The organism is Moraxella catarrhalis (assembly GCF_001656295.1).
Classification (GTDB): Bacteria; Pseudomonadota; Gammaproteobacteria; order Pseudomonadales; family Moraxellaceae; genus Moraxella; species Moraxella veridica.
Genome location: NZ_LXHE01000014.1, coordinates 114,092 through 140,370, shown reverse-complemented (window position 1 = coordinate 140,370; position 26,279 = coordinate 114,092). Strand labels below are relative to the sequence as shown.

18 protein-coding genes and 1 tRNA gene are annotated in these 26,279 nt (G+C 46.7%); 15 read left to right on the top strand and 4 right to left on the bottom strand.

Annotation, left to right across the window (positions count from 1 at the left end; genetic code table 11):
* Positions 1 to 124 precede the first annotated feature (124 nt).
* From AO382_RS06800 to AO382_RS06780, 5 genes are all read left to right on the top strand, one after another.
* Positions 125 to 361, top strand: a complete 237-nt coding sequence (locus tag AO382_RS06800) for a PspC domain-containing protein (RefSeq protein WP_064611557.1) — start codon at positions 125 to 127, stop codon at positions 359 to 361.
* A 262-nt stretch (positions 362 to 623) separates the two neighbouring features.
* Positions 624 to 1,550, top strand: a complete 927-nt coding sequence (gene glyQ, locus AO382_RS06795) for a glycine--tRNA ligase subunit alpha (protein WP_400260270.1) — start codon at positions 624 to 626, stop codon at positions 1,548 to 1,550.
* Between the two features lie 279 nt (positions 1,551 to 1,829).
* Positions 1,830 to 2,978, top strand: coding sequence for an iron-containing alcohol dehydrogenase (locus AO382_RS06790; RefSeq protein WP_064611556.1), 1,149 nt, complete (start codon positions 1,830 to 1,832; stop codon positions 2,976 to 2,978).
* A 180-nt stretch (positions 2,979 to 3,158) separates the two neighbouring features.
* Complete coding sequence (gene glyS, locus AO382_RS06785) at positions 3,159 to 5,237, top strand: glycine--tRNA ligase subunit beta (RefSeq protein ID WP_064619318.1); 2,079 nt, start codon at positions 3,159 to 3,161, stop codon at positions 5,235 to 5,237.
* Between the two features lie 46 nt (positions 5,238 to 5,283).
* Positions 5,284 to 5,374: transfer RNA gene (locus AO382_RS06780), tRNA-Ser, on the top strand.
* Between the two features lie 103 nt (positions 5,375 to 5,477).
* Here AO382_RS06780 and aat read toward each other — a convergent pair.
* From aat to AO382_RS06765, 3 genes are all read right to left on the bottom strand, one after another.
* Positions 5,478 to 6,245: a leucyl/phenylalanyl-tRNA--protein transferase gene (gene aat / locus AO382_RS06775; RefSeq protein ID WP_064619314.1), complete on the bottom strand. Its 768-nt coding sequence runs from the start codon at positions 6,243 to 6,245 to the stop codon at positions 5,478 to 5,480.
* Between the two features lie 87 nt (positions 6,246 to 6,332).
* Entirely contained in the window at positions 6,333 to 7,595 is a 1,263-nt protein-coding gene (glyA, locus tag AO382_RS06770) for a serine hydroxymethyltransferase (RefSeq protein ID WP_064619311.1), read from the bottom strand.
* Positions 7,596 to 7,735: 140 nt separating this feature from the next.
* Positions 7,736 to 8,221, bottom strand: a complete 486-nt coding sequence (locus tag AO382_RS06765) for a chorismate--pyruvate lyase family protein (protein WP_064619308.1) — start codon at positions 8,219 to 8,221, stop codon at positions 7,736 to 7,738.
* Positions 8,222 to 8,629: 408 nt separating this feature from the next.
* Between AO382_RS06765 and AO382_RS06760 the strand changes: the two genes are divergently transcribed.
* The 4 genes from AO382_RS06760 (at position 8,630) to AO382_RS06745 (ending at position 15,174) form a co-directional block, all read left to right on the top strand.
* Positions 8,630 to 10,228, top strand: coding sequence for an isocitrate lyase (locus AO382_RS06760; protein ID WP_064611551.1), 1,599 nt, complete (start codon positions 8,630 to 8,632; stop codon positions 10,226 to 10,228).
* A 117-nt stretch (positions 10,229 to 10,345) separates the two neighbouring features.
* A complete protein-coding gene (locus tag AO382_RS06755; protein WP_064619305.1) occupies positions 10,346 to 12,511 on the top strand; it encodes a malate synthase G in 2,166 nt (721 codons plus the stop codon).
* A 204-nt stretch (positions 12,512 to 12,715) separates the two neighbouring features.
* Positions 12,716 to 14,167: an NAD-dependent succinate-semialdehyde dehydrogenase gene (locus AO382_RS06750; RefSeq protein ID WP_064619302.1), complete on the top strand. Its 1,452-nt coding sequence runs from the start codon at positions 12,716 to 12,718 to the stop codon at positions 14,165 to 14,167.
* 161 nt (positions 14,168 to 14,328) lie between these two features.
* On the top strand, positions 14,329 to 15,174 hold the full coding sequence (locus tag AO382_RS06745; protein WP_064619299.1) for an N-acetylmuramoyl-L-alanine amidase: 846 nt from the start codon (positions 14,329 to 14,331) through the stop codon (positions 15,172 to 15,174).
* A gap of 70 nt (positions 15,175 to 15,244) precedes the next feature.
* Here the strand turns inward: AO382_RS06745 and AO382_RS06740 are convergent, their stop codons facing one another.
* Complete coding sequence (locus AO382_RS06740) at positions 15,245 to 18,865, bottom strand: Rne/Rng family ribonuclease (protein ID WP_064619296.1); 3,621 nt, start codon at positions 18,863 to 18,865, stop codon at positions 15,245 to 15,247.
* Positions 18,866 to 19,486: 621 nt separating this feature from the next.
* Between AO382_RS06740 and AO382_RS06735 the strand changes: the two genes are divergently transcribed.
* From AO382_RS06735 to AO382_RS06710, 6 genes are all read left to right on the top strand, one after another.
* Entirely contained in the window at positions 19,487 to 20,701 is a 1,215-nt protein-coding gene (locus tag AO382_RS06735; protein WP_064619292.1) for an RluA family pseudouridine synthase, read from the top strand.
* A 94-nt stretch (positions 20,702 to 20,795) separates the two neighbouring features.
* Positions 20,796 to 22,358 (top strand): exopolyphosphatase, encoded by a 1,563-nt coding sequence (ppx, locus tag AO382_RS06730; RefSeq protein WP_064619289.1) that lies wholly within the window; start codon positions 20,796 to 20,798, stop codon positions 22,356 to 22,358.
* Positions 22,359 to 22,470: 112 nt separating this feature from the next.
* Positions 22,471 to 23,271: an acetyl-CoA carboxylase carboxyltransferase subunit alpha gene (locus AO382_RS06725; protein ID WP_064619286.1), complete on the top strand. Its 801-nt coding sequence runs from the start codon at positions 22,471 to 22,473 to the stop codon at positions 23,269 to 23,271.
* Between the two features lie 94 nt (positions 23,272 to 23,365).
* The gene (gene tilS / locus AO382_RS06720; protein WP_064619283.1) at positions 23,366 to 24,730 is read left to right on the top strand and encodes a tRNA lysidine(34) synthetase TilS; all 1,365 of its coding nucleotides are present in this window, start codon (positions 23,366 to 23,368) and stop codon (positions 24,728 to 24,730) included.
* 60 nt (positions 24,731 to 24,790) lie between these two features.
* Positions 24,791 to 25,633, top strand: coding sequence for a pyrroline-5-carboxylate reductase (gene proC, locus AO382_RS06715; protein ID WP_064619280.1), 843 nt, complete (start codon positions 24,791 to 24,793; stop codon positions 25,631 to 25,633).
* A 25-nt stretch (positions 25,634 to 25,658) separates the two neighbouring features.
* Positions 25,659 to 26,222, top strand: coding sequence for a YggT family protein (locus tag AO382_RS06710; protein ID WP_064611541.1), 564 nt, complete (start codon positions 25,659 to 25,661; stop codon positions 26,220 to 26,222).
* The last annotated feature ends 57 nt before the right edge of the window (positions 26,223 to 26,279 follow it).

The following is a 26,279-nucleotide window of genomic DNA, read 5'->3' as shown; positions in this document are numbered from 1 at the left end:
GTTTTTATGGTACTTCGTAACCAAACCCAAAAATCGCTTGAAATTACTGGTAAAAATGACCATTAACTCACTAAGCCAAGGCTATGGTAATCATACCGCAGCCATCAGACGATTAGGAGAATGTATGTCAAAATTAGTCAAATTGCACCGCTCAAACAATCACCGTATGATCGCAGGGGTGATGGGCGGTATCGCTGAATATCTGGGATGGTCGCCTAATATGGTGCGCATCGCCTTTGTGATCATCTCAAGCTTATCGGCTGCCGTGCCAGGGATTTTGATTTATTTAGTGCTCTGGCTGATCATGCCAAATGCAACGCCAGCATCGTATGCACATCATACTGACTATTTAGGGCAGTAGGGCACCAAGTGGCTGCGAGCTGATTTGATAATAAAAGCGATAAAATAAAAATCAAATGCCCATAAAAACCGAGATAATAAATTAAGACAACACATCAATAATAACAAAAATCAAATAACAAAAATCAGCTGTGCCCACCACTAGCAGTGCCGATCCTTGGGTTGGCCCTGCCTTCAAACTGAGCCAAATGCAAAAATCAATAGAAAAAAAGCCCAGTGTCTAGTAAAATGGTTGTATTTTTATGATGACTTTGGGCAAAATTATGACTTTTCAGCAAATCATTTTAACACTTCAAAATTATTGGGCATCTCGTGGATGCGTTGTTTTGCAGCCTTATGATATGGAAATGGGTGCAGGCACCTTCCATACCGCAACTTTTTTGCGTGCTTTAACACCTGAAAAATGGAACGCCGCTTATGTGCAGCCAAGCCGCCGTCCTACCGATGGGCGCTATGGCGATAACCCAAACCGCCTTCAGCACTATTATCAATTTCAAGTCGTCTTAAAGCCAAACCCTGCCAACATCCAAGAGCTGTATCTTGGATCGCTTGAGGTGCTTGGTATCGATACGCTGACGCATGATGTGCGTTTTGTGGAAGATAATTGGGAGTCGCCAACTTTGGGCGCGTGGGGGCTTGGTTGGGAAGTGTGGTTAAATGGCATGGAAGTGACCCAGTTTACCTATTTTCAGCAAGTGGGCGGCATCGAGTGTTTCCCAGTGACAGGCGAGATCACTTATGGGCTTGAGCGCTTGGCGATGTATATCCAAGGCGTCGATAGTGTCTATGATTTGGTGTGGGCGGATGGTGAGTTTGGGCGCGTCACTTATGGCGATGTCTTCCACCAAAACGAAGTGGAGCAGTCCACCTATAACTTTGAATATGCCAATGTCGATAAGCTGTTCGAGCTGTTTGATTTTTATGAAAGTGAAGCTGACCGTTTGGTGCTCGTCAATTTGCCTTTACCTGCCTATGAAATGGTGCTAAAAGCCAGTCATACCTTTAACTTGCTCGATGCGCGCGGCGCCATTTCGGTTACCGAGCGTCAGCGCTACATTTTGCGTGTACGGACTTTGGCACGCAAAGTGGCGGTCAGCTACACCCAGGCGCGTGCCAAACTGGGCTTTCCTTTGGCGGATGACGCGCACAAGGCAGAAGCCTTACAAAAATGGCTGCCAAAAGATGAGTAGCGATGTAAGATCGTATGATAAAAAGTGAACTTTCGTTCACTTTTTTTATTTTGATTAGATAATTTTTCATTAGTTATTTTAAAGAAACATTTGTTTACTAAAATACTGCATATCCAGTTCTGGAATGTCTTTATTTTGTTATATAGATTGCTTATACTAAAAGAGCAACCTAAGTCGATGAGAGAATCATTATGGGAAAATTAATCCAAGATATCCTAATCGTGATGGGCTCATCTGCTCGGAAGCATTAACAAATATATTTATTAAGGAAGGTAAACAATGACTGTATCTCAATTTTTCATGCCAAGTACCAATTTGATCGGGCCGGGCGCCTTAGATGAAGGGGTGGATCAAATCGTTCGACTTGGATTTAAAAATGCCTTGATTGTTACCGATGCTGATCTGGCAAAAATGGGCATGGCGCAGACATTGGTGGATAAATTAAAACATCAAGGCATCGAAGCGGCTGTCTTTGATAGCGCGCAGCCAAACCCAACCGTTTCAAATGTCAATGATGGTCTTGAGATGCTAAAACAGCATTCAAGCGATTTTGTGATTTCTTTGGGCGGTGGTTCGTCGCATGACTGCGCTAAAGCGATTGCCTTGGTCGCGACCAATGGCGGCAAAATTGAAGATTATGAAGGGCTTGACCAGTCTGCCAAACCGACGCTGCCTTTGGTGTCGATCAATACAACGGCAGGCACTGCCTCTGAGATGACCCGCTTTACGATCATTACAGATGAAACTCGCCATGTGAAGATGGCGATTGTGGATAAGCATGTAACGCCAATGCTTTCTATCAACGATTCTGAACTAATGGAAGGCATGCCTGCATCACTGACTGCAGCCACTGGTATGGATGCTCTGACGCATGCAGTGGAAGCGTATGTATCGACAGCAGCCACACCTTTGACAGATGCCTGCGCCAAGCAAGCCATTGAGCTGATCGCTGAATATCTGCCACAAGCCGTCAAAGAGCCAACCAACAAAAACGCACGCGAAAAGATGGCTTATGCTCAGTTCTTGGCAGGGATGGCATTTAATAATGCATCGCTTGGTTATGTGCACGCGATGGCGCATCAGCTTGGCGGTTTTTATGACTTGCCACACGGCGTTTGTAATGCGCTACTGCTGCCACATGTCGAAGAATTTAACTTAAAAGCTGCCAAAGATCGCCTAGAGCATGTTGGCAAATTACTTGGCGATAATAACTCTGACCTGCAAGGCAAAGATGTCATCTCGGCGATCAAGATATTGGCGGATATCGTTGGTATTCCTAAGTCGCTTGAAGAGCTTGGCGTCAAACGTGAAGATTTTGGTGTCCTAGCTGACAATGCGCTTAAAGATGTGTGTGGTCTGACCAACCCTGTGCAAGCCAATAAAGATGAAATCATCGGCATTTTTGAAGCAGCTTACACCAAGCGCTGATATGTGCTGAGTGATTTTTGATAACATCTTAAGGTTTATTCAAGCTCAAGCCGTCCAGATTTTTTGGGCGGCTTGATTTTTTAGTCTTAAAAATGTGTTAAAATGAGTGTAAACTTTTGACTAATTTGGTAATTGATTATTGTAAACTTTGCCACCTTATGGGGCAAAAAAGGCTGATTTATGACCACGATTTTATTTGAACTTGGCACCGAAGAGCTGCCACCAAAAAACCTAAAAACACTGCGCGACGCCCTAAAACATAGCGTCCAAACTTTGCTGAATGATCAAAACATCGGCTTTGATGATATTCGTGCCTTTGCTGCACCGCGCCGTCTGGCACTGATCATCACAGGTGTGGGCGAATTTCAGCCTGACCGCATCGAAACCAAAAAAGGTCCAAGCGTCAAGGCGGCGTTTGATGAATCGGGTCAGTTGACGCGTGCAGGTCAAGGTTTTTTGCAGGGTTTGAATGCCGCTGGGCGAAATCTTAGCGCCGAAGATCTAGGGCGTATCGCTGATAAAAAAGGCGAATACATTGCCTATGATTTGACCATCAAAGGCGAAAAAATCACCGATTTAATGCCAACCATCTTACAAAAATCGCTTGATGATTTGCCGATTGCTAAGCGTATGCGCTCAGGTAATGATCGCCATGAGTTCGTTCGCCCAGTGCAGTGGGTGGTGCTGATGTCTGATGATGCCGTGATTGAGGCCACTATTCAAGGGCATAAGACGGGCAACCAAAGCCGTGGTCATCGCTATCACTCACCTGATTTTTTTGTCATTGATCATGCCGATCATTATGAAAATTTACTAAAAAACCATCAAGTGATTGCTGATTTTGATCAGCGTCAAGCCGATATTTTGGCGCAAGTCAAAACATTGGCTGATGAGGTCAATGGTGCAGCGATCATCCCTCAAGAGCTGTTGGATGAAGTCACAGCTTTGGTGGACTTGCCAGTTGCGTTAAGAGCAAGCTTTGAGGAGCGTTTTTTGTCTGTGCCTCAGGAGGCGCTCATCAGCACCATGCAGGCGGATCAGAAATATTTTTGCTTGACTGATCAAGCAGGCAAGCTGATGCCGCATTTTATTTTTATCAGCAATATCAACTCTAAAGACCCTGCCGAGGTTATCGCAGGTAATGAAAAAGTCGTGCGTCCACGCCTTTCGGATGCTGAGTTCTTTTTCTTACAAGATCAAAAGCAGCCGCTGTTTGAGCTGAGCAATCACCTAAAAACTCAAGTGTTCCAAGATAAGCTTGGTACCTTGTGGGAAAAGTCTGAGCGTGTGGCAAATTTGGCTGCTTTCATCGCGAATCAAATGGATGCTGATACCGATGCAGCGCACCGAGCTGGGCTGTTATCCAAATGCGATTTGGCGAGTACGTTGGTGGGTGAATTCCCAGAGCTACAAGGTGTTGCGGGCACTTATTATGCACGCCTAAATCAGGAGCCTGACGCGGTGGCAGATGCCATCGAAGAGCAGTATCTGCCAAAATTCAGCGGTGATCAGCTACCCGCAACTGATGTGGGCACAGCGCTTGCGTTGGCGGATCGTTTGGACACCTTGGTGGGGATTTTTGGGATTGGTGAAATTCCAAGCGGTTCAAAAGATCCCTTCAGCTTGCGCCGTGCGTCCATTGGTATTTTGCGTATTTTAATTGAAAAGCGCTTGCATCTAAGCTTGCCTGATTTGGTTAAAAAGGCCTTAATGGGCTATGGTGATAAGCTTGAAAATGTCGATGAGACCTTGACAGAAGTCATGGCATTTATCAATGCGCGCTATCGGGCGATGTACAGCGAGCAAGGCGTCGCAGTGGATACGATTCAGGCGGTACAAGCAGTACAGACGGATGTGCCGATGGACTTTGATGAGCGTATCCAAGCGGTGACGGCGTTTCGAGCACTGCCACAAGCAGGCATCTTAGCAGAAAATAATAAACGTGTGGCAAACATCCTTGCCAAAGCTGACACAGTGCAAGGCGCTGTAGATCCCCAAAATCTGATCGAACCAGCCGAGCAGGCACTGTATGAAGCGATCGAATCCGCCAAAGCCAGTGTTCAGCCTTTGAATGATGATGGTGATTATCAAGGGGTTTTGACGACGCTTGTGAGCTTATCGGAGCCTTTGACGCAGTTCTTTGATCATGTCATGGTCAACGCTGATGACGAAACCCTAAAACGTAATCGTTTGGTGCTACTAAATCAAGTGCGTGGACTGTTTCTGAGCGTGGCGGATATTGGGCTACTTCAACAATAAAAAACCAATGACAAATGCTGAATTATTGAGTATAATAATCAGCCTGGGTGACGTGGCTGAGTGGTCGAAAGCGCACGCCTGGAAAGTGTGTATACGTTAATAGCGTATCGAGGGTTCGAATCCCTCCGTCACCGCCAAATTCTTAAAACTCCCATATCGGTCGTTGCTGATATGGGAGTTTTTTATGAATTCTTGATCATCTTCACCAGATCTATTAACATTTATCTTAAAATATTTAGATTATTTGGGTGAATTAGTCAAATCAATACAAGGTATTTGCATCGAAGCGCCCGAAATCCCCAAGCATGGCGTCATCACCAAATCTTGAAGCGATTCTAAAAACTCATCTCTTGGCATCAAATTTGCCCCAAGGCGCATCAAATGCGGATTTTCAAGTTGGCAATCTATGAGCTGTATGCCGCATTCATGCGCCCAATGCATCAACGCCCAAAAGGCAATTTTCGAAGCATCGGTACGCCTGTGAAACATACTTTCTCCACAAAAGATTGACCCAAAGCTTACCCCGTATAAGCCCCCAATCAGCTCGCTGTCATGTGGCATACCTGCCCAAACTTCTATACTTGCTGCCGCACCTATTTTAAATAACTGTCGATACGCCGAAACCATATTATCATGGATCCAAGTCTTAGAAGTGTCGCGGCGCGGCGCACGACAAGCATTCATAACAGCATCAAAATCGGCATTGGTGGTGGTGATCCAAGGCTGCTTCTTGGCGGTGCGTATCAGTGATTTACTGGGATAAAAATCACTCGGCACAATCACGCAGCGCACCTCTGGCGACCACCAGCAGATAGGATCTTCTTCATCAAACCAAGGAAAGGCGCCAGAACGATAAGCATGTAATAGCGTCGGTACCGTCAGATCGCCCCCTGCACCCAAAAACCCATCGGTATATGCCCCGCCCGCAGGCGGACTAAAATCATATGGGCAGGTATCAGCCAGTTTGTGGAGGCTGTTTAGTGTGCTTGAGCTACTGATAGGGTTCATGATGAAAGGATGTAAATTTGATAGTAAATTATAAGTTTAAAAAAGTCGCCCAAGATTGAGCGACTTTCACAAATAGGGTCAGCAATATTACTTCACATTACGCTCATAAACAGGCAGTTTTTTGCAAATTTGGGCGACTTTTTCACGCGTTGCTGCCAAGACTGCTTCATCGCCGCGAGCATCTAAGACATCACAAATCCAGCCTGCCAATTCGCGAGACTCCACCTCACCAAAGCCACGTGTAGTAATCGCAGGTGTACCGATGCGGATGCCTGAGGTAACAAATGGTGATTTTGGATCGTTTGGTACGGCGTTTTTATTGACGGTAATGTGTGCATCACCCAGCCATTTATCCGCTTCCTTTCCTGTGATCTCTTGCTTGATTAGGCTGATGAGCATCAGATGGTTTTCGGTACCGCCAGAGACGATCTCGTAGCCGCGATCTTGAATGACTGCAGCCATCGCTTTGGCATTGGCGACCACTTGTTTTTGATAGGCTTTGTAGTCATCACTCATCGCTTCTTTGAAGCACACAGCTTTTGCGGCGATGGCGTGCATGAGCGGACCACCTTGGTTGCCTGGGAAGACAGCGGATGCCAATTTTTTCTCAATTTCTTCATTGGCTTTTGCCAAGATCAAGCCAGAGCGTGGACCGCGTAATGTTTTATGAGTTGTGGTGGTGGTGACATCAGCGATTTGTACTGGATTTGGATAAATGCCAGCTGCCACAAGACCTGCAACGTGTGCCATATCCACCATCAGATATGCGCCCACTTCATCAGCGATATCGCGAAATTTCTGCCAATCGATGACTTGGCTATACGCCGAAAAGCCTGCAATGATCATTTTGGGCTTATGCTCGCGTGCTAGGCGGGCAACTTCTTCATAATCAATCAAACCTGTTTCGGTGTCTAGTCCATATTGAACCGCGTTGTAGTTGCGTCCAGAAAAGTTCACCGAAGCGCCATGAGTGAGGTGACCACCGTGAGCCAGACTCATGCCAAGTACGGTATCATTCGGCTGAAGCAGTGCCAAGAATACGGCGCTGTTAGCATTTGATCCTGAATGCGGCTGCACGTTGGCGTAATCTGCACCAAACAGCTCTTTGGCACGATCGATAGCGATTTGTTCAATCACGTCAACATGCTCACAGCCGCCATAATAGCGCTTGCCTGGATAGCCTTCAGCATATTTATTGGTCAATGATGAGCCTTGAGCTTCCATCACCGCAGGCGAGCAGTAGTTTTCAGAGGCGATCAGTTCAATGTGATCTTCTTGGCGCTGAGTCTCTGCGTCAATCTGTGCTGCCAAATCTGGATCGTATTGATGTAGTGAAATTTCTTTAAACATAAATTTTCCTTGTTTGATAGGAGAACAAAAAGCCAAGATTAGTGTAGCATATTTACCCAATCTTCACTAGGGCAAAGCTTGCTTTTTCGCCGAGAAAACCAAAGTCAAACTGTTTAATTTTAATCACACCAGCCACGCCATCATTGATCCAAATAGGCTTCAAATGCTGCTAAAAACAGCTCATCAATCAAAATTTTGCGCCCATCGATGTCATAAACCGTTTGGCGACCAATTTGATTATCACATCGATAAAAATGACGCTTAATTGGCAGCTGCCGCCGCTTTTTGAACAACACATAGCCAATGGGTGTCGTGCCCAGTGCTTTTAGGCGCGCCAATGAACCTGTCAATGATGCCAAAGGAAAAATACTCTTGGCAAGCACCCAAGCATCTGACCCATCGCCGTATAGCTTGACGCTGCGCACCCAAGCCATTTGGGGGCGATTTGGGGGCAGTCCAAGCTGTGATTTTTGGGCAAAGGTGAGTGGCTGATAGCCTTGATGGAGAATTTCAACTTTCAAAGGCTTACCTGACTGTGCTTCTAATAACGCAGTCAAAGACCCTTGCGCGAGTACAAAACTGGCAAGTCTTTGGGAGTGGTGGTCAAATATCTCATCCATTGGCACGAAGTCATCATCTATTGGCGGTACAGGTGTATAATTTTAGCATAAAAACCGCTGATAAAGATAAATTTGGCAACGATGATTGGCTTTATTATAAAAAATATCTTATCATATTGATTAAACAAATTATGATAGACAACTTAAAAAATCTGAGACAAATCAACCCTCAGTGACAATATGATATTATTTATTTGAAAATTTAATGACAATTTCATAGCCATTTATTTTAAAAATGATGAACATTGGGCAAGGCTATTGGATTAATCGTGTAAATTTGGGTATTCTGTATGTAACGGTTGGGATGATCGGTAACTTTAGTAGACCCTAAAATCACCCACTCAGCCATTAGGCACTAAGGTGCAATCTTGTTATAAGATATTTATTGAGTTGTCAAATCAAAAGGAGTTAGCAATGACTTATCAATCAGCGCTAGAACATGTTCGTAATGTAAAAGAAAAATTGGGCGGTACTTGGGATGCGATTCGCGCAGAAGATGCGGCTCGTATGATTGTACAAAATCGTTTTAAAACTGGTCTAGACATCGCCAAATATACTGCTGCGATCATGCGTAAAGATATGGCAGAGTACGATGCTGACAACAGCAAATACACTCAGTCGCTAGGCTGCTGGCATGGTTTCATTGCTCAACAAAAAATGATCGCCAACAAAAAATATTTTGGCACCACCAACAAGCGCTATATCTACCTATCAGGCTGGATGGTTGCAGCACTTCGTTCAGAATTTGGTCCACTACCTGACCAATCTATGCACGAAAAAACCGCTGTGCCTAAGCTGATCGAAGAGATCTACACTTTCCTTCGTCAAGCAGATGCAAAAGAGCTAAACGATCTGTTCCGTGCGATGCAAAAAGCAGAAGCAGCAGGCGACGATGCCAAAGTCAAAGAAATCGAAGCACAAATCGACAACTTTGAAACCCACGTTGTGCCTATCATCGCTGACATTGACGCAGGTTTTGGTAACGAAGAAGCGACTTACTTGCTAACTAAGCAAATGATCGAAGCAGGCGCGTGTGCCATCCAAATCGAAAACCAAGTATCAGACGCTAAGCAGTGTGGTCACCAAGCTGGTAAAGTGACTGTACCACACGAAGATTTCTTAGCCAAAATCAACGCTATTCGCTATGCATTCTTAGAGCTAGGTGTAGATGATGGTGTGATTGTAGCGCGAACCGACTCTGAAGGTGCTGACCTAACTCAAAAAATCCCAGTATCTCGCGAGCCAGGCGATCTAGCATCTAAGTACATCAGCTACCTAGAAACTACTGAAATTGATATCTCTGAAGCGCAAGAAGACGAAATCTTGATCAAGCGTGATGGTAAGCTACACCGCCCAACTCGTCTGCCATCAGGTTTATATCAGTTCCGCGAAGGTACTCAACATGACCGCGTTGTTCTTGACTGCGTAACTTCACTACAAAATGGCGCAGACATGATCTGGATCGAAACCCCAACGCCAGACGTTCAAGGTATCGCAAGCTTTGTCAATGACATCAAAAAGCAAGTACCAGACGCTAAATTAGTTTACAACAACTCGCCATCATTTAACTGGACAATCAACTTCCGTCAACAAGCGTACGATCGCTGGGCTGATGAAGGTCGTGATTTGTCAGGCTATGACCGCGCCAAATTGATGGATGCACAGTATGATGATTCTGAATTGGCTCGTGATGCTGACGAAAAAATCCGTACTTTCCAAGCGGACGCTGCGCGCGAAGCAGGTGTTTTCCACCACCTAATCACGCTACCAACTTACCACACAGCAGCACTATCAACGCATGAGCTTGCTAAAGGCTACTTCGGTGATGAAGGTATGCTTGCGTATGTGGCTGGCGTACAGCGTAAAGAAATCCGCGGCGGTATTGCTTGCGTTAAGCACCAAGCGATGGCAGGTTCGGATATCGGTGACGACCACAAAGAAATCTTCTCTGGTGAGAATGCACTAAAAGCAGGCGACGCAAGCAAAAACACCATGAACCAATTCGGTGGCTAATTCCACGATGGTTTATTCATGATGTTTTGACATCTGCAAAGGCGGTGTTTTGATTGGAGAACCCAGTTAAAGCATCGCCTTTTTGATTTTAATTTAGAATATTTTAAGGACAAAAATATGGCTACCACTCGTATTCAAAAGGGCAGTTTGGCAGTTGATGAAATTCTTTTCAACTTTATTGAAAAAGAAGCTCTGCCTTTATCAGGTCTTTCAAGTGATGAATTTTGGTCAGGATTTGAATCTATCATCAAAGATTTGACCCCAAAAAACAAAGCGCTGCTTGAGCGCCGTGACGAGCTGCAAGCTAAGATCGATGATTGGCACGCGAACAATACTTATGAGCTTGAAAGCTATAAACAATTCTTAACCGAAATCGGTTATCTTGAGCCTGAAGTGGCAGATTTCACCATCACCACCGAAAATGTCGATGATGAGATCGCAACGATCGCAGGTGCACAGCTGGTGGTGCCTGTGCGTAACGCGCGCTACTGCCTAAACGCTGCCAATGCGCGCTGGGGCTCATTGTATGATGCCTTATATGGCTTTGATGTGATTGCTGAAACAGATGGGGCTGAAAAGGGCAAAGGATACAATCCAGTGCGCGGCGAGAAAGTCATCGCATTTGCCAAGCAGTTTTTGGACGATACTTTCCCATTGGCAGGAGGATCTCATGCTGACGCGACAGCTTATGCGGTTGGCGATGGTAAATTGATCGTCAAATTGGGCGATGGCGAGACGACTTTGGCTAAGGCTGAGCAGCTGGCAGGCTTTAATGGCGAGTCGTCAGCACCAAATCAAATTGTCCTAAAAAACAACGGCTTACATGTTATTATTGAAGTCGATGCAGCAAGCTCTATCGGTCAAACCGACAAAGCTGGCGTCAAAGATGTGATCTTGGAAGCAGCGGTAACCACCATTCAAGACCTTGAAGATTCTGTTGCTGCTGTCGATGCGGCAGAAAAAGTTGAGGGCTATCGCAACTGGCTGGGTCTGATGAAAGGCGATTTGACCGAAGTCATGGAAAAAAATGGCAAAACCATCACTCGCCGTCTGAATGAAGACCGCACTTATACTGATCTTGATGGCAATACCCAAACCCTACATGGTCGCTCGGTGATGCTGCTTCGTAATGTGGGACATTTGATGACCAACCCTACCATTTTGGTTGATGGCGAAGAAGTGTTCGAAGGCATCATGGATGGCGTTATCACGCCGCTGCTGACGATTGTAGATCTAAAGGGCAAAAATACACTCAGAAACTCTCGCACAGGCTCAATGTATATCGTAAAACCAAAAATGCACGGCTCTGAAGAAGTGGCATTTGCTGTTGAGTTATTTGAGCGCAGTGAGCAGCTGCTTGGCTTGCCTGCCAAGAGCTTGAAAGTGGGTATTATGGATGAAGAGCGCCGTACTTCTGCCAACCTAAAAAACTGCATCGAAAAAGCCAAAGATCGCACCATTTTTATCAATACTGGATTTATGGACCGTACGGGTGATGAGATTCACACTGCCATGAAAGCAGGTCCATTTGTCCGTAAGGGTGAGATCAAAGGTCAGACTTGGTTTAATGCGTATGAAGAGCGTAACGTTGCCATCGGTCTTCAATCAGGTCTTAAGGGCCGTGCTCAAATCGGTAAAGGCATGTGGCCAAAGCCTGACGAGTTGGCTGATATGTATAAGTCTAAGATTGAGCATCCAAAAGCTGGCGCAAGCTGTGCTTGGGTACCATCGCCATCAGGCGCGACCATCCATGCGATCCACTATCATCAGTGCAGTGTGGCTGAGCGTCAAGAAGCCTTAGCACAGCAAGCTGCCCCAAGCTTGGATGATTTGCTGACCATTCCTTTGGCAACCGATACCAATTGGAGTGACGAAGAAAAGACTCGCGAACTTGAAAATAACTGCCAAGGCATCTTGGGCTATGTGGTTCGCTGGGTTGATTTGGGTGTGGGCTGCTCAAAAGTGCCTGACATCAATGACGTGGGTCTGATGGAAGACCGTGCGACCTTGCGTATTTCAAGCCAGCATGTTGCTAACTGGCTTGAGCATGGCGTGGTGACCGAAGAGCAAGTCTGGGAGGTGTTAAAGCGCATGGCGAAAGTTGTTGATGAACAAAATGCCGACGATCCCGCCTATCGTCCAATGGCTGCCGACTTTGATAACAGCATCGCATTCCAAGCGGCTGCCGACTTGATTTTCAAGGGCGCACAGCAGCCTTCAGGCTACACCGAGCCGCTACTTCATGCCGCTCGCCTAAAGCTCAAAGGCTATACTGGTGATTGATGGCTAATCCATTAATCTGATCAAAAACCGCTTTTTACGACTGGTTAAAAAGCGGTTTTGTATTTGTACGGCGTTAAATAGTTACACTCTTAATACAACTTAAGATCATCTGTAAATCGCTAAACAAATGGTAACTTGAAATTATGGATGTCCTTTCCTACAATGAATTAAGCGAATTAATTGACAAGTACACTAGGGGAAGAGATGAATTTTAATCAAAAATTGTTTAAAACCGAAGCATACATTGATGGTCAATGGCTGCCAGCAGATAATAAAAGCACCATTGAGGTGACGAATCCAGCAACGGGTGAAGTCATCGGCACTGTCCCAAATATGGGTGCCAAAGAAGCGACAAAGGCGATAGAAGCTGCTGAGCGAGCACTGACGACTTGGCAAGCCAAAAGCGCACAGGAGCGTGCTGACATCATGCGTCGCTGGTTTGATTTGATGATGGAGCATCAAGATGAGCTTGCGCTGATTATGACGGCTGAGCAAGGCAAGCCCTTGAAGGAGTCAAGTGGTGAAGTTGCTTATGGCGCGTCTTATATTGAGTGGTTTGCTGAAGAAGGTAAGCGCATTTATGGTGATACCATTCCTGCCAAATCAGGTTCTGAGCGTGTGCTTGTCATCAAGCAGCCAGTTGGAGTGTGTGCTGCCATTACGCCATGGAATTTTCCAAATGCCATGATTGCCAGAAAAGTGGCACCCGCTTTGGCGGCAGGGTGTACTTTTGTGATTCGTCCTGCTTCTTTGACGCCATTTTCGGCGTTGGCGATGGCAGCGCTCGCTGAGGAGGCAGGCATTCCTGCGGGCGTTTTTAATGTGATTACAGGCAAGGCTTCGGATATTGGTGAAGTGCTCACACAGCACGACAGCGTGCGTAAATTTAGTTTCACAGGCTCAACGCCAGTGGGTCGTCAGCTGCTCTCACAGTGTGCCGACACCATCAAAAAAGTGTCTATGGAGCTTGGAGGCAATGCACCTTTCATCGTCTTTGATGATGCTGATCTTGATGCTGCCGTCGAAGGCGCGATCGCGGCTAAGTATCGTAATGCAGGGCAAACTTGTGTCTGTGCCAATCGCATCTATGTTCAAGCGGGGATTTATGAGGCATTTGTAGAGAAATTGATTGAAAAGACTGCTGAGCTAAAAGTTGGCGATGGCACCAAATCAGGGGTGGATATCGGACCTTTGATCAATCAAGATGCCGTCGATAAAAGCCTAGAGCTGCTTGAAGATGCCAAAGACAAAGGCGGCGAGATCGTCGGCGGCGGTAAGCTTGAAGATCAAGGTGAGCTGTTCTTCAAACCTGCAGTGATCAAATATGCCAATGATCAGATGCGCGTCGCTCAAGAAGAGATTTTTGCGCCGATTGCGCCAGTGTTTCGTTTTGAGGATGAAGAAGAAGTCATCCGCCGTGCCAACGATACCGAATTTGGCTTAGCGTCTTATTTTTATAGTCAAAATCTTAACCGAGTCATCCGCGTCTCTGAACGCCTGGCGTTCGGTATGGTGGGCGTGAACACTGGACTGGTATCTAATGCAGCCGCTCCTTTTGGCGGTGTTAAGCAGTCAGGGCTTGGGCGTGAAGGCTCAAAATACGGCATTGAAGATTATTTAGAAATCAAATACGTCGCCATCGGTGGTGTTCAGTGATCGCTCAATGCGTTTACCCATCTTAGTTTGACACTCGGTTTATACAGATGGGATGTTATCCGATTAACAACAATTGATCTTTGGGTCAATTGTTGTTAATTTTTCACATTTGTTTGCTAAAATTCTATGTTATCTTAGATTACGATCAGTATCAAATGACGATGATAAAAAAAGCTTTGCTAACGGCGCTTAGTGCTACCATGTTATTGACAGGGTGTGTGACAACTCGCTTCCCTATCGAAACTGCTCACCAAGCACAAGGTCAATCTGAGCGTATTGAGTACATCGTGCTCCACTATACCGCTGAAGATGATCAAAATTCTTTGGAGGTGCTGACCACTGGGCGAGTCAGCAGCCACTATCTGATTCCGTCTGGGACGGATCCACGTATTTATCAATTGGTCGAAGATCACAAAAAAGCTTGGCACGCAGGGATGAGCCGCTTTCAAGGTAAGTCTGCGCTCAATGACATCTCCATCGGCATCGAGATCGTCAATGAAGGCGTCTATCAGCAATATTTGGGCTCAAAAAACTATCTGCCGCCTGAGGCTTATGTGCCTTATAAACCACTTCAGATTCAAAAAGTGGCTGAGCTTTTGTCGCACCTCATCAAAAAATACGACATCAAGCCTACCCATATCGTGGGTCATTCAGACATTGCGCCTTCTCGAAAAATTGATCCAGGTGCGCAATTTCCTTGGGAGTATCTATATCGTGAGCATGGGATCGGCGCATGGTATGATGAAGATGATAAAGATCAGTTTTTGATGGAGCTGAATCAAGCAGGAATGGATGCCATACCCATTAGCCGAATCAAACAGGAGCTGGCGCGCTATGGCTATCATATAAATTCAAGCGATGAATGGGATCGGGCAAGCCGAAATGTGATTTATGCGTTTCAGCTGCATTTTCGTCCTGAGCGCTTAACCGGTGAGATGGATGCTGAAAGTTTGGCAATTTTACGCGCGCTCAATAAAAAATATCACCCTGATGCCCTTAAGTTTTAGTCATTTTAGCCTAAAATAATAAAAGCGCCATGAATACACATGGCGCTTTTTGATGCACATACTCTGTGCGTCAGTTGTTGGCTGAATCATCTGCCGATTCAGCAGATGGCAACTCCGAGGGCTCCACAGGTTTAGATAGCTTGCGCACTTCTACCTTAGTTGGTTTTTTGCTTGGCTTTCTAGGCGCTCTCGTTTTGGTTGGCTTGGGCGCTTTGGCAGGCTTGGCTGCCATCAGATTTAAGATGCCAACCTGAGGTTGTAGCTGACCTGCGACATTTTCAATCATGTCTTTGTAGCTATTTGCTTTGGTCTTGCGCTCTGTTTTTTGGTTAGCGGTGATCTCTTTGATTTGGCTGCCTTTTTTGGCTTTGCCATTTTCAGGTTCGTCCTGCTCATGACCATCTTCCTCCGCTTCTGTAGCGGCGTCATCAGCCATATCAGGCAGAAGAAGATCTGCAGTCGCTGAGACGACGGTTGAGATATTAGCCATCGTCTCGCTGACGGTGTCACCAATGCTGTCAGAGATTTGTTCTGCAGCAAGCGCAGTGGCATCGATGGCATCATCGATCAGATGTTCAACTGCTTCAACCGCTTCGCTAAGCTGGCTGTCATCCGAGTCAGGTGCAGACGCGGTAGCCGGTTTGGATGCCTCATCCGACGCTTTAGTGTCGATGATCACCTGCGCGCTTTGGTTATCTGCACTGCGGTCATCAGCAATATCCTCTAGTCGAGATTCGGCAGTTTCCGTCACTTGGGCGACTGCTTGGGCTGGGGCGATATCGCTGTCCGAGACAGTACAGGCGGCTTGATCGGCATCCTGTAAAACAGTTTCGATCGCCGGCTCATTGCCAGTGCTGGTCTCTTCGACATACTCAGGATGCTGACCGCGAGGGTCGTTGGCAGCGCGTCGCGTAATTGGGCGCGGCTCGGTCTTAGTTTTACCCTGTGGAGCCGAGGCTTGAGCGGTGGCTTGGGTCAATTTGCCAAACTCATCTTTTGCAGCGGCATCCAGTGGTGAGTAACCAAAGTTAGCAAAATCAAATTGTGAAGGTGCTGACATCTTTGCCACTGCATTCATAAAATCAGTCACAAAATTGCCTGTGGCAGACTCACCTAAGATGCGCAAGATAAGCGCTCCTGCTGTCATCCCATTAAGATTGACAGCCTGGGTTTGCCGAAGGGCGATTTGTACCACTCGAGGGTCATTGGCAGCCTTATTCATCGATTTGGCAAGCGCCTGAATTTTTTCAGCCAGTTTCGGCTCAATGCCTTCAGTGGATGAGACTGTAGTTGGCGTGCCGATCTCGTCTGGCTGTGTAGCCGGCTCAACTTCATCTGGCTTGGGCTTGACAGGCATGGGCTCTTTTTGCGCTTTGATCGCTTTGTCTGCATAAGTTTGAGGTGTAGCTTTGACATCGTCTTTAACGTCGTCTTTGGTGTTCGACGGCTCGTCTTTGGATGGTTTTGCTGACTTGCTGCCATCTAGCGAAAGATGTATGACTTGCGCATTATTTTCAGCGGCTTTGATGCTGCTTACATGTAGCACCACATCTTCAGGATTGGCCGCTTTTTGACGTGGCGGCTTATCGGCTTTTTCAGATTTAGGCTTGTCAGCACGAACTGGCTTCTCAGCCTTCTCTGTTTTTTCTACTTTTTCTTCGGCTTTATGAAGCGTCTCACCGCGCACGATCTCTCCACGAGACTCACGGCGAGAACCTGCTTCACGCTTTGGATAGTGTTCTTTATCGCGTTCTTTTTTGGTTTTTTTGTCCGCTTTTTCAGGGGCTTGGGCAGTGGTTTCTTCGACCGATTCCTTCTTGGCATTTCGAGGCTTTTTATGGCGCTTGTCTTCTGCTTGAGGGCGTGCATTTGATTCCGCTGTCGGTGCTGGGATATCTGCCATGATGCCCGCTGCGCCTAGGCTTACTGCGCCGCCGTTTACCAATGCTTCGATAGCAGAAGCAGCATCTGCCGTCCCTAAGCTGCCAGCAACTTTGGCTTGTGGCTTTGGTGCGAACAGATTGGACAGCCATGCCACTGCTTGAGGTTCAGCTTTGGCTGCTGGTTTTGGCTCGGCAGCAGGGGCTTTTTGGGTAGGCTTTGGTTCGGATTTCTGCCAGCGGTTTGAGTCTTGTTTTTCGTACTCTGTTTGCCAGTTGACTTCATAGCCGCGATCAATATTTTCTTTTTCTTCGGTGTCCGCGATGCGCTCATAGCTTGATGGCGCAAAACCATCTGGATTAAAGTGCAAGCTAAAGTTAGGGCTTTCAAGATGCGCGTGCGGCAAAATGGTGATGCGTGCGCCGCTGTCTTGCTCAAGATATACCAAGCTTTCACGTTTTTCGTTTAATAAAAAAGCAGCGATGTCGGTTGGCACTTCGGCTTGGATTTCGCCCATGCGCTCTTTTAGGGCGATTTGTTCAATTTGACGCATGATGGACAGCGACAAAGAGCGCAAATCACGAATCATGCCATTACCATGACAGCGTGGGCAGATATAACCTGTGGCTTCTTCTAGTGATGGACGCAGGCGCTGGCGGCTCATCTCCATCAGACCAAATTTGCTGATCTCGGCAAATTGAACACGCGCACGGTCATGGCGCGTCGCTTCGATGAGTCGTTTTTCGACGTCTTTTTGGTGGCGCGGATCATTCATGTCAATAAAGTCAATGACAATCAAGCCGCCCATGTCTCTTAGGCGCAGCTGGCGAGCGATTTCATCGGCAGCTTCTAAATTGGTGTGGTAGGCGGTTTCGGCGACGTCTGAGCCTTTGGTAGATTTTGATGAGTTGATGTCAATGGATACCAAAGCTTCGGTCTGATCGATGACGATTGAGCCACCAGAAGGCAAGCGCACTTCGCGCTGATAAGCAGTTTCGATTTGACGCTCAATACCAAAACGCGCAAACATCGGCTCATAGTCGGTGTATTTACGCAGTTTGCTCATTTGAGCTGGCATCACGGCTTTGATAAAATTTGCCGCTTCATCATAAGCATTTTCGCTGTCAATCCATACTTCGCCAATGTCATCACGCAGATAATCGCGCACCGCACGTGTGACCACGCCGGCTTCTTGATGCACCAAGCAAGGACTTGGGCGGTTTTTGTTTTGGTCTTGGATGGATTTCCAAATGTCTAACAGATGATCAAGGTCATTTTGAAGGTCGACAGCACCTTTGCCCAAACCTGCGGTACGAACGATGACGCTCATGCCTTTTGGTAGGCTAAGACCTGCGATGATTTGCTTCATCTCTTCACGGACTTTGCCTGAGATTTGGCGGCTGATACCGCCTGCTTTGGCATTATTTGGCATCAAAACCAAATATCTACCCGCCAATGAGATAAATGTTGAGAGCGCCGCGCCTTTGTTGCCGCGCTCTTCTTTTTCGACTTGAACGATGACTTCATCGCCTTCTTTGATGAGCTGCTTAATGCTATCTTCGCGCGCATTGCCGTTTAGGTATTCAGGAGCAATTTCTCGAAGCGGTAAAAAGCCTTGGCGCGCTGAGCCATACTCAACAAACGCAGCTTCCAAAGAAGGCTCTACACGGGTAATGTGCCCTTTGTAGATGTTCGCTTTTTTTTGTTCACGAGTACGATTTTCAAGGTCGAAGTCGTATAGATGATTGTCTTTACAGAGCGCAACACGAATCTCTTCGTTATGCGTGGCGTTAATTAATATGCGTTTCATGATGTTCCTTAATGGGCAAAATCGCCCAAGTCAAGCAACATCGGTATTAAGTTTACGAAGATTTATCAATCACGCCCAAGCTGTCTTGGGCGTGATGGGTTAAGTTGTTACAAATCTATCCATCTTGGATAAACATTAAAACCGCTTGCACCGATTTTAAAAACTCACTGTTTCTTTGGGCTTTATTGGGGATTGCCTTGCAAAAGCAGAGTCTGTCTTGTGCTTTTGAACCAATAGTTCCCAAAATCATACCATGCGCATCAATGGGCGACTGGCAAAATCTTGTACGGTATCAATACCGAAGTTGCATTACAAAAGTTTTATTTAACACAGTCAAACTTTTGTTTAGTGAATGATATTTTGGTGGTTGCAGGTCAAATTTATCAAACAAACAGGCGCTATCATCGGATGTCATTAGGCATGATGAATCAAATGATCGATAAATAAATCTTATCAATTTGATGTATTATCTCATCTCATGACGATGATGGCGACACACACAATGGTGCGTTCGTTCTTACCGTGCTTGATGATAAGTGCCGATCAAAGGTTTTATAAATTTGCAGTGATGGGATAAAATTTTTCTATCAAGATAAAAATTATCCTGTCCTAAGTTGCAACATGATAAACTATACCAAAACTTTTGCCAAACGCCTACTAAAAAATGTCAAAACTATGAAAAATTTACAAAAAATGCCGAAAAAACAGTCATCAGCTCGTGATACAAGTCATCACTCTGCCAAAAATGCCAGACCCGGCACATCAGGCTCCCACAAGCGTACATCATCGCGCACAACCACCAAGCAAGGCATTACTGATAAAAAACCTGCCAAGCAATCCGCAGATGTCGCCATCACAAATTTTGATCAGGTGAATTTTTTGACCGTCACAGATAATCAAGATGGGCAGCGGGTGGATAATTTTTTGTTAGCCAGACTTAAGGGGTTACCGCGCTCACATCTGTATAAATTGATCCGTAGCGATGAAATTCGGATCAATGGCAAAAGATGCAAGGCGCATGATAAGCTGTATGCAGGCGATGTGGTGCGCATTGCCCCCGTCCGCTTGAGCGTACGCGAAGCGCCGATCATCAGCGAGCAACTCGCCAAAGGGTTGCTTGCACGCATCATCTTTGAAGATGATGGCTTGATGGTGCTCAATAAGCCGCACGGCATGGCGGTGCATGGCGGCTCGGGCGAGAGTTTTGGGGTGATTGAAGCGATGCGCATGGCAACGGGCAAAAAATATCTTGAGCTGATTCATCGGATTGATAAAGATACTTCAGGGCTGCTATTAATCGCCAAAAAACGCAGCACCCTAAAGGCGCTCCAAACGCAGTTTCGCAGCAAGACCATTCATAAACAGTATCTGTGCTTGGTATCAGGTTATGTCAATGCTGATCAGATGAATATTGACAAGCCTTTGCTTCGCTATACTTTGGCAAATGGTGAGCGCCGTGTAAAAGTCGCTCATCCAAATGAACAAAAAGGTGATGAGCGCGCCAAACCAAGTCTGACCAAAATAAAAACTTTGGCAAAATTTGAACTCAGCGGTCACCCTGTCAGCTTGGTGCTTGCGATGCCTGCCACTGGACGCACGCATCAGATTCGGGTGCATATGGCGCACATCGGGCATGCGCTGCTTGGAGATGATAAATATCAGCAAAACCCATCGGCGCTGGCGGTGGGGCGCCTTTGCTTGCATGCTTGGCAGCTTGAGCTTGAAAAAACCGACGATGCCGACGATCAGCGCCCAAGCCGATACATCGCACCTGTGCCCAGCGATATGACAGATATGATCCCTGAAGATGTCCTAAAACTGATCAAAAGTCAGTAATTTTGGTAGACAAGCTGGGCAAAATTGATGGATAAAAACGACCATCTGTCGTAAAATAACCCCATTTATTGAACATATTATCCAAGGATTTGCCATGAAACCAGCCGTCTTAGACAACACCCAACGCCACCAACAAATCGCCAGCGCCATCCATGATGCGGTCGCCATCGGTCGCGATGAGATGCTAGGCTCTATCGATTTGGGCTCAAACAGTTTTCATTTGGCAATCGGTCGTTTGGATCATGGTGAAGTGCGTAAAGTTGCCTCCATTTCAGAAAAAGTCCAGCTGGCAGCAGGCTTGGATGATGATAATATGCTGTCCGAAGAAGCGATGCAGCGTGGCTTGGAGTGCTTGAACCGCTTTGCGCAGCATGTGACGGAGATTCATCCCAGCCGTTTGCGCATCGTCGCCACTAACGCCCTTCGTAAAGCGGTGAATGCGGCTGAATTTATTCGCCGTGCCAATGCCATTTTGCCAAAGCCAATTGAGATCATCTCAGGTCGCGAAGAAGCGCGCTTGATTTATTTGGGTGTGTCGCATTCAAATGCCAGTACCGACACGCGCTTGGTCATTGATATTGGTGGTGGCTCGACGGAGTTTATTATCGGTCAGGGGTTTGAGCCGATTGAGATGGAATCTTTGCAAATGGGCTGTGTGTTTTATACCAAAAAGTTTTTTGCTGACGGTAAAATCACCGAAGAAGCCTTTGATCAAGCCGCAAAGTACACGCAAGCTGAACTGCTGGCGATCGCCAAACGCTATAAAAAAGTCGGCTGGGATAATGCCATCGGCTCATCAGGCACGATCAAGGCGGCGCGCTTGGTGCTTGCTGAGCTTGGGCTTAGCACTGAGAGTATCACCCTTGATGGTATGCAAAAACTCAAAAAACATCTGATTAAGCTTGGCAGTGTCGATAAGATTGAATTTGAAGGCGTCAAAGCCCATCGCCAAGCTGTTTTCCCAGCAGGCGTGGCGGAGCTGCTTGAGATCATGCAGACTTTGCAGATTGATGAGCTTGGCTATTCAGACGGTGCGCTCAGAGAAGGTGTGATGTACGATATGCTGGGTCGCCTAAACTCTGAGGATGTGCGTGACCGCTCGGTGGCAGCGATGGCGGAGCGATATTCAGTGGATGTCAAGCAAGCAGGACGTGTGATGACGCGCGCCGCCAGATTGTTTAATCACGCTAAAGATGCTTTGGATTTTAATGAAGAAGACGCGGATTTATTGCGCCGAACTGCCAATTTATATGAGATCGGTTTGGCGGTAGGGCATAGCAATTATCAGCGCCACAGTGCTTATTTGCTTGAGCACTCAGACATTGCAGGATTTTCTCAAATCGGGCAAGAGATGATGGCACAAATCGTGCTACACCATCGCCGCAAACTAAAATCGGATGCCCTAGAGACAGTCGAGGAGCTTGGCGGTCGCAAATTGGTGTATCTGTGCTTGATTTTAAGATTGGCTGTACAATCCAGCCAAAGCCGTACCACCAAGGCAGCAGCGATTGATTTGCATGTGATCACGCCAGATCATTGGCAGGTGACCGTCGGCTTTGGCTTACATGAAGATTTGATCTTAGATCAGCTTGAACAAGATGCGCGCCAATTTGCCAAATGGGGCGTACTTCTAGAAGTGGTCGGCTGTTGTCATTAATCCGCTAAAATGTTACCAAAAGCATCAAAATTTAGATAAAACAGATGACGAGACCCAAAAAAAGTGCTAAACTTAATATCAGTTTACATTTGTACAATTTATTGAGTGTTCTATGAATCAAGTTTGGGAAAGCGTGCAATTGGCGCGTCATGCAAAGCGTCCATTATTTTTGGATTATGTTGATTCGCTGTTTGATGAATTTGATGAGCTGCATGGAGATCGCGCTTTTGCGGATGATCGTGCTATTCTGGGCGGTCTGGCTCGGTTCAATGGTGCGCCGGTGCTCGTGGTCGGTCAGCATCGTGGGCGCAGCACACGCGAGCGGATCGCACATAATTTTGGCATGGCAAATCCTGAAGGCTACCGCAAAATCATCCGTTTGGTGCAGTTGGCGGAGCGTTTCGGTCTGCCGGTGTTTACTTTTATTGATACCCAAGGTGCCTATCCTGGTGTCGGTGCCGAGGAGCGTGGTCAAGCCGAAGCGATCGCTAAAAGCATTGCGGTGTTTTCAAGCCTAAAAACACCCATCATCGCCACGGTGATCGGTGAGGGCGGCTCGGGCGGCGCGCTTGCCATTGGTGTGGCGGATAAAGTGAACATGCTTGAAAATAGCATCTACTCGGTCATCTCCCCAGAAGGGTGCGCGTCTATCTTGTGGAAAACTGCTGAAAAGGCGCCTGATGCTTCAGAAGCACTCAAGCTCAATGCCGTGAATCTGCATCAGCTTGGCTTGATTGACGAAGTCATTGACGAGGGCGCCGCCGGTGCTCACGAAGCGTCCGAGCCTGTGATGGCAGCGCTCAAAAGCCTGCTGACTGTACAATTGGCAGAATTACAAGCGCTGCCGATTGATGAGCTGCTTGAAAAGCGGTATCAGCGGCTCATGCAGTTTAATTCAAAAGTATCGCTATAAATTGACAGCAACTATAATAAAGTTGTTATAATCAATATATCAAGAACAAGGGGTAAAAGTTGCTCCTTGTTTTTTATTGGAGTTGGTAAAGTTTATGCCTGACGATCTTTTGACACCCTTATCGACAGCTTTTGAAGGGCTGGCATTGCCCGCTCGCGCTAAGTTATATCTGGCTTGCAGCGGCGGTAGGGACTCATTGGCTTTGGCTTATGCCTGCTTGATGTTATATCGGCAAGGTGTGATAAAAACTTTGCCCACACTATTGCATGTGCATCATGGGTGGCAGGCGGCAAATGATACTTGGGCGCAGCTGGTAGAAAGATGGTCGGACGAGCATGGGTTTGAGTGTCAAGTTTTAAAAGTTAATTTACCAAAAAATAGCGAAACACACGCTCGCGAAGCACGCTATCACGCCTTTGGCAAAGTCATGAACCAAGGCGATGTGCTGATGCTTGCACACCATGCACATGATCAAGCTGAAACTGTGCTGATGCGGCTGATTTCGGGCGCAGGACTCCAAGGGCTATCGGGCATGAAAGCTTGGCAAGCCAAAACTGTGCGCATAGACGAGATGACCAAAACCATCACACTGTGGCGACCATGGCTTGCGATATCTAGAGACAGGATCAGTCAATTTGCCAAAGCCCATGCGCTGCCTTATGTCAATGATGTGACCAACACTGATCCTGCCTATGCCCGAGGACGCATTCGTCAAGATATCTTGCCGCATCTTTTGGCGCTCAATCCTAAGGCGATTGAGAATATCAGTCGGTCGGCTGATCTACTATCGACGGCATCTGCCCTGGTGGATCAGCAGATGGAGATTTTACTGGCATCTTTGGCGCATCCTGCCAACCAAACACCTTATCAGCGAGTGCTTGCCATTCAGGATTTTTTCAATTTATCAGAGCCTGAGCAGACACTGGTGCTACACCGCTGGCTTCAAGGTGATGAACCGCTGCCGCCAAGTCATCAGCTGAGTCGTCAGGTTATTGAGATGATTTACCGACAGGATAATGATCATAGCAGTCAGCTATTGTGGCAAGCTGCGCGTTCGGCTTATGTCCTGTGTCGCTATGATGACTGCCTATATCGTTACCGCGCTGATGTGTGGCAGCTATTTGGCACACACATGACAGAGGCACTGGCGGATGACCATGGGTGGGTGCTGGCGGATGATGGTAGATGTCAGCTAAGGCTGATGGCAGATATTAGCCACATTCAAAAAATCACCAAAAACGAGTCGCTCATCATCGGAAAGCACCACTACAAAGGTAAAAAACTGGCTCAAAAACTCAGGCTTCCACCTTGGCTAAGAGCGCATCTGTGGCGAATCACGGTGCATGATCGCCAATATTTGATAGCGCCGATGATGGCATGGGACTTGAGTAGCGGTCAGCGTTTGGATAATTTTGCACCAATAGGGCGAATGGTGTACAATGCGTTTGATTCCCATTAATCCATCAGATATCCATGCTTGTATGCTAAGGATATCAGTCAAAGACGGCGGAGAAAACAGATGACAGATTTTAGTGCGCTCAATGAAAAAACCATCAGCTTCATTGGCGGTGGTAATATGGCAAGAGCCATCATCGATGGGCTTTTAAAAGCAAAACACGAGCATCATTTAACCCTAAATTTGGGGGTCTCTGACAGCGATCCTTCCAAGCTTGATGAGTTTATTGCCAAAGGATTGAGTGCGGTCAGTCCTGATGACGCTAAGCAAATCATCGAGGGCGCCGATGTCGTGGTATTGGCGGTCAAGCCCCAAGTCATGCGTGATGTGGCTGGTAGTATCGCACCGTATCTTAATGAGCAAATCGTCCTATCCATCGCAGCAGGAATGTCTGTGGATACTTTGTCAGATATGCTTGGCGGCTATCGTAATATTGTGCGCTGTATGCCTAATTTACCTGCCAGCCAAGGCTTTGGAGCCTCTGGGCTATACGCCTCAAACCCAAGCGAAGAAGTGCGCTTGATGACTCAAAACATCATGCAGGCTTCAGGCATGGTTTCTTGGGTGGAAGATGAGTCACTGCTGCACGCTGTGACCGCAGTGGCAGGCTCAGCGCCAGCTTACTTTTTTTATGTGCTTGAAAATATGATTGCCAAAGCGGTGGAAATGGGACTGTCGCCAGAGGATGCACACGCTTTGGCAGTACAAAGTATGCGCGGCGCAGCAGCTTTGGCAGAAGACCAAGACCCTGCGACGCTGCGAGAGCAGGTCACCTCCAAAGGCGGCACCACCGCTGCAGCGCTTGATTGCTTATATCGAGACGATGTAGGCGGTGCTTTTGCTCGCGCCATGCAGGCGTGTAGCGATCGCAGCTTTGAGCTGGGTCAGACGCTCAGTCAGAGCTAATTTTTATCCATTATAGATATCATTTATGAATTCATTGTCTTTTGTTTTGACAAACATGCTCATCAACTTTGCTTTGATGCTCTTATTTGTACGATTTATGATTCAGCTGGCACAGATTGATGGCAGCGAGCCTTTGGCGCGTGCAACCTATCGCTTAACTGGCGTGGTTGATATTTTTACTCGTATTTTCCCAAACATGGGTGGTGGGCGCATCAGTTTGGCGGCGGTGGTTTTGATGCTGCTGCTATATCTGATTAATATCGCCGCTAATAATGCCATTTTAGGCGTATCAATGACTGGCATTGAGCTGTTTTTTGTCGGTTCTTTGAGCGCCATTATGAAGTTTTTACAATTGGTGCGTTATACGATGATCGCATCGGCGGTCTGTAGTTTATTGGTGGTTTTTTTAAATATCAATAACAGCATAATGTTCGTGCTGATGCAGCTGTCTGAGCCAATCGTGGCGCCATTTCGTCGCTTCGTACCAAATCTTGGTATGATTGATTTGTCATTTTTGGCGGCGCTATTTGGTTTGCTTTTATTAGAAAATTTTATTGGCATCATTGGCAGGCACATTTGGGGCGGCTAAGCCATGATCAATCGGGACAAAATATATGTCCCGATTTTTTATCCATTGAATTTTTGA

Excerpts from the sequence above, each read along its gene's own strand:
- AO382_RS06710 (WP_064611541.1), top strand. The coding sequence starts at position 25,659 with ATGAATTCATTGTCTTTTGTTTTGACAAACATGCTCATCAACTTTGCT.
- AO382_RS06745 (WP_064619299.1), top strand. The coding sequence starts at position 14,329 with ATGATAAAAAAAGCTTTGCTAACGGCGCTTAGTGCTACCATGTTATTG.
- aat (WP_064619314.1), bottom strand. The coding sequence starts at position 6,245 with ATGAACCCTATCAGTAGCTCAAGCACACTAAACAGCCTCCACAAACTG.
- AO382_RS06760 (WP_064611551.1), top strand. The coding sequence starts at position 8,630 with ATGACTTATCAATCAGCGCTAGAACATGTTCGTAATGTAAAAGAAAAA.
- proC (WP_064619280.1), top strand. The coding sequence starts at position 24,791 with ATGACAGATTTTAGTGCGCTCAATGAAAAAACCATCAGCTTCATTGGC.
- tilS (WP_064619283.1), top strand. The coding sequence starts at position 23,366 with ATGCCTGACGATCTTTTGACACCCTTATCGACAGCTTTTGAAGGGCTG.
- AO382_RS06755 (WP_064619305.1), top strand. The coding sequence starts at position 10,346 with ATGGCTACCACTCGTATTCAAAAGGGCAGTTTGGCAGTTGATGAAATT.
- AO382_RS06725 (WP_064619286.1), top strand. The coding sequence starts at position 22,471 with ATGAATCAAGTTTGGGAAAGCGTGCAATTGGCGCGTCATGCAAAGCGT.
- AO382_RS06735 (WP_064619292.1), top strand. The coding sequence starts at position 19,487 with ATGATAAACTATACCAAAACTTTTGCCAAACGCCTACTAAAAAATGTC.
- glyA (WP_064619311.1), bottom strand. The coding sequence starts at position 7,595 with ATGTTTAAAGAAATTTCACTACATCAATACGATCCAGATTTGGCAGCA.
- AO382_RS06740 (WP_064619296.1), bottom strand. The coding sequence starts at position 18,865 with ATGAAACGCATATTAATTAACGCCACGCATAACGAAGAGATTCGTGTT.
- glyQ (WP_400260270.1), top strand. The coding sequence starts at position 624 with ATGACTTTTCAGCAAATCATTTTAACACTTCAAAATTATTGGGCATCT.
- AO382_RS06790 (WP_064611556.1), top strand. The coding sequence starts at position 1,830 with ATGACTGTATCTCAATTTTTCATGCCAAGTACCAATTTGATCGGGCCG.
- AO382_RS06750 (WP_064619302.1), top strand. The coding sequence starts at position 12,716 with ATGAATTTTAATCAAAAATTGTTTAAAACCGAAGCATACATTGATGGT.
- glyS (WP_064619318.1), top strand. The coding sequence starts at position 3,159 with ATGACCACGATTTTATTTGAACTTGGCACCGAAGAGCTGCCACCAAAA.
- ppx (WP_064619289.1), top strand. The coding sequence starts at position 20,796 with ATGAAACCAGCCGTCTTAGACAACACCCAACGCCACCAACAAATCGCC.
- AO382_RS06800 (WP_064611557.1), top strand. The coding sequence starts at position 125 with ATGTCAAAATTAGTCAAATTGCACCGCTCAAACAATCACCGTATGATC.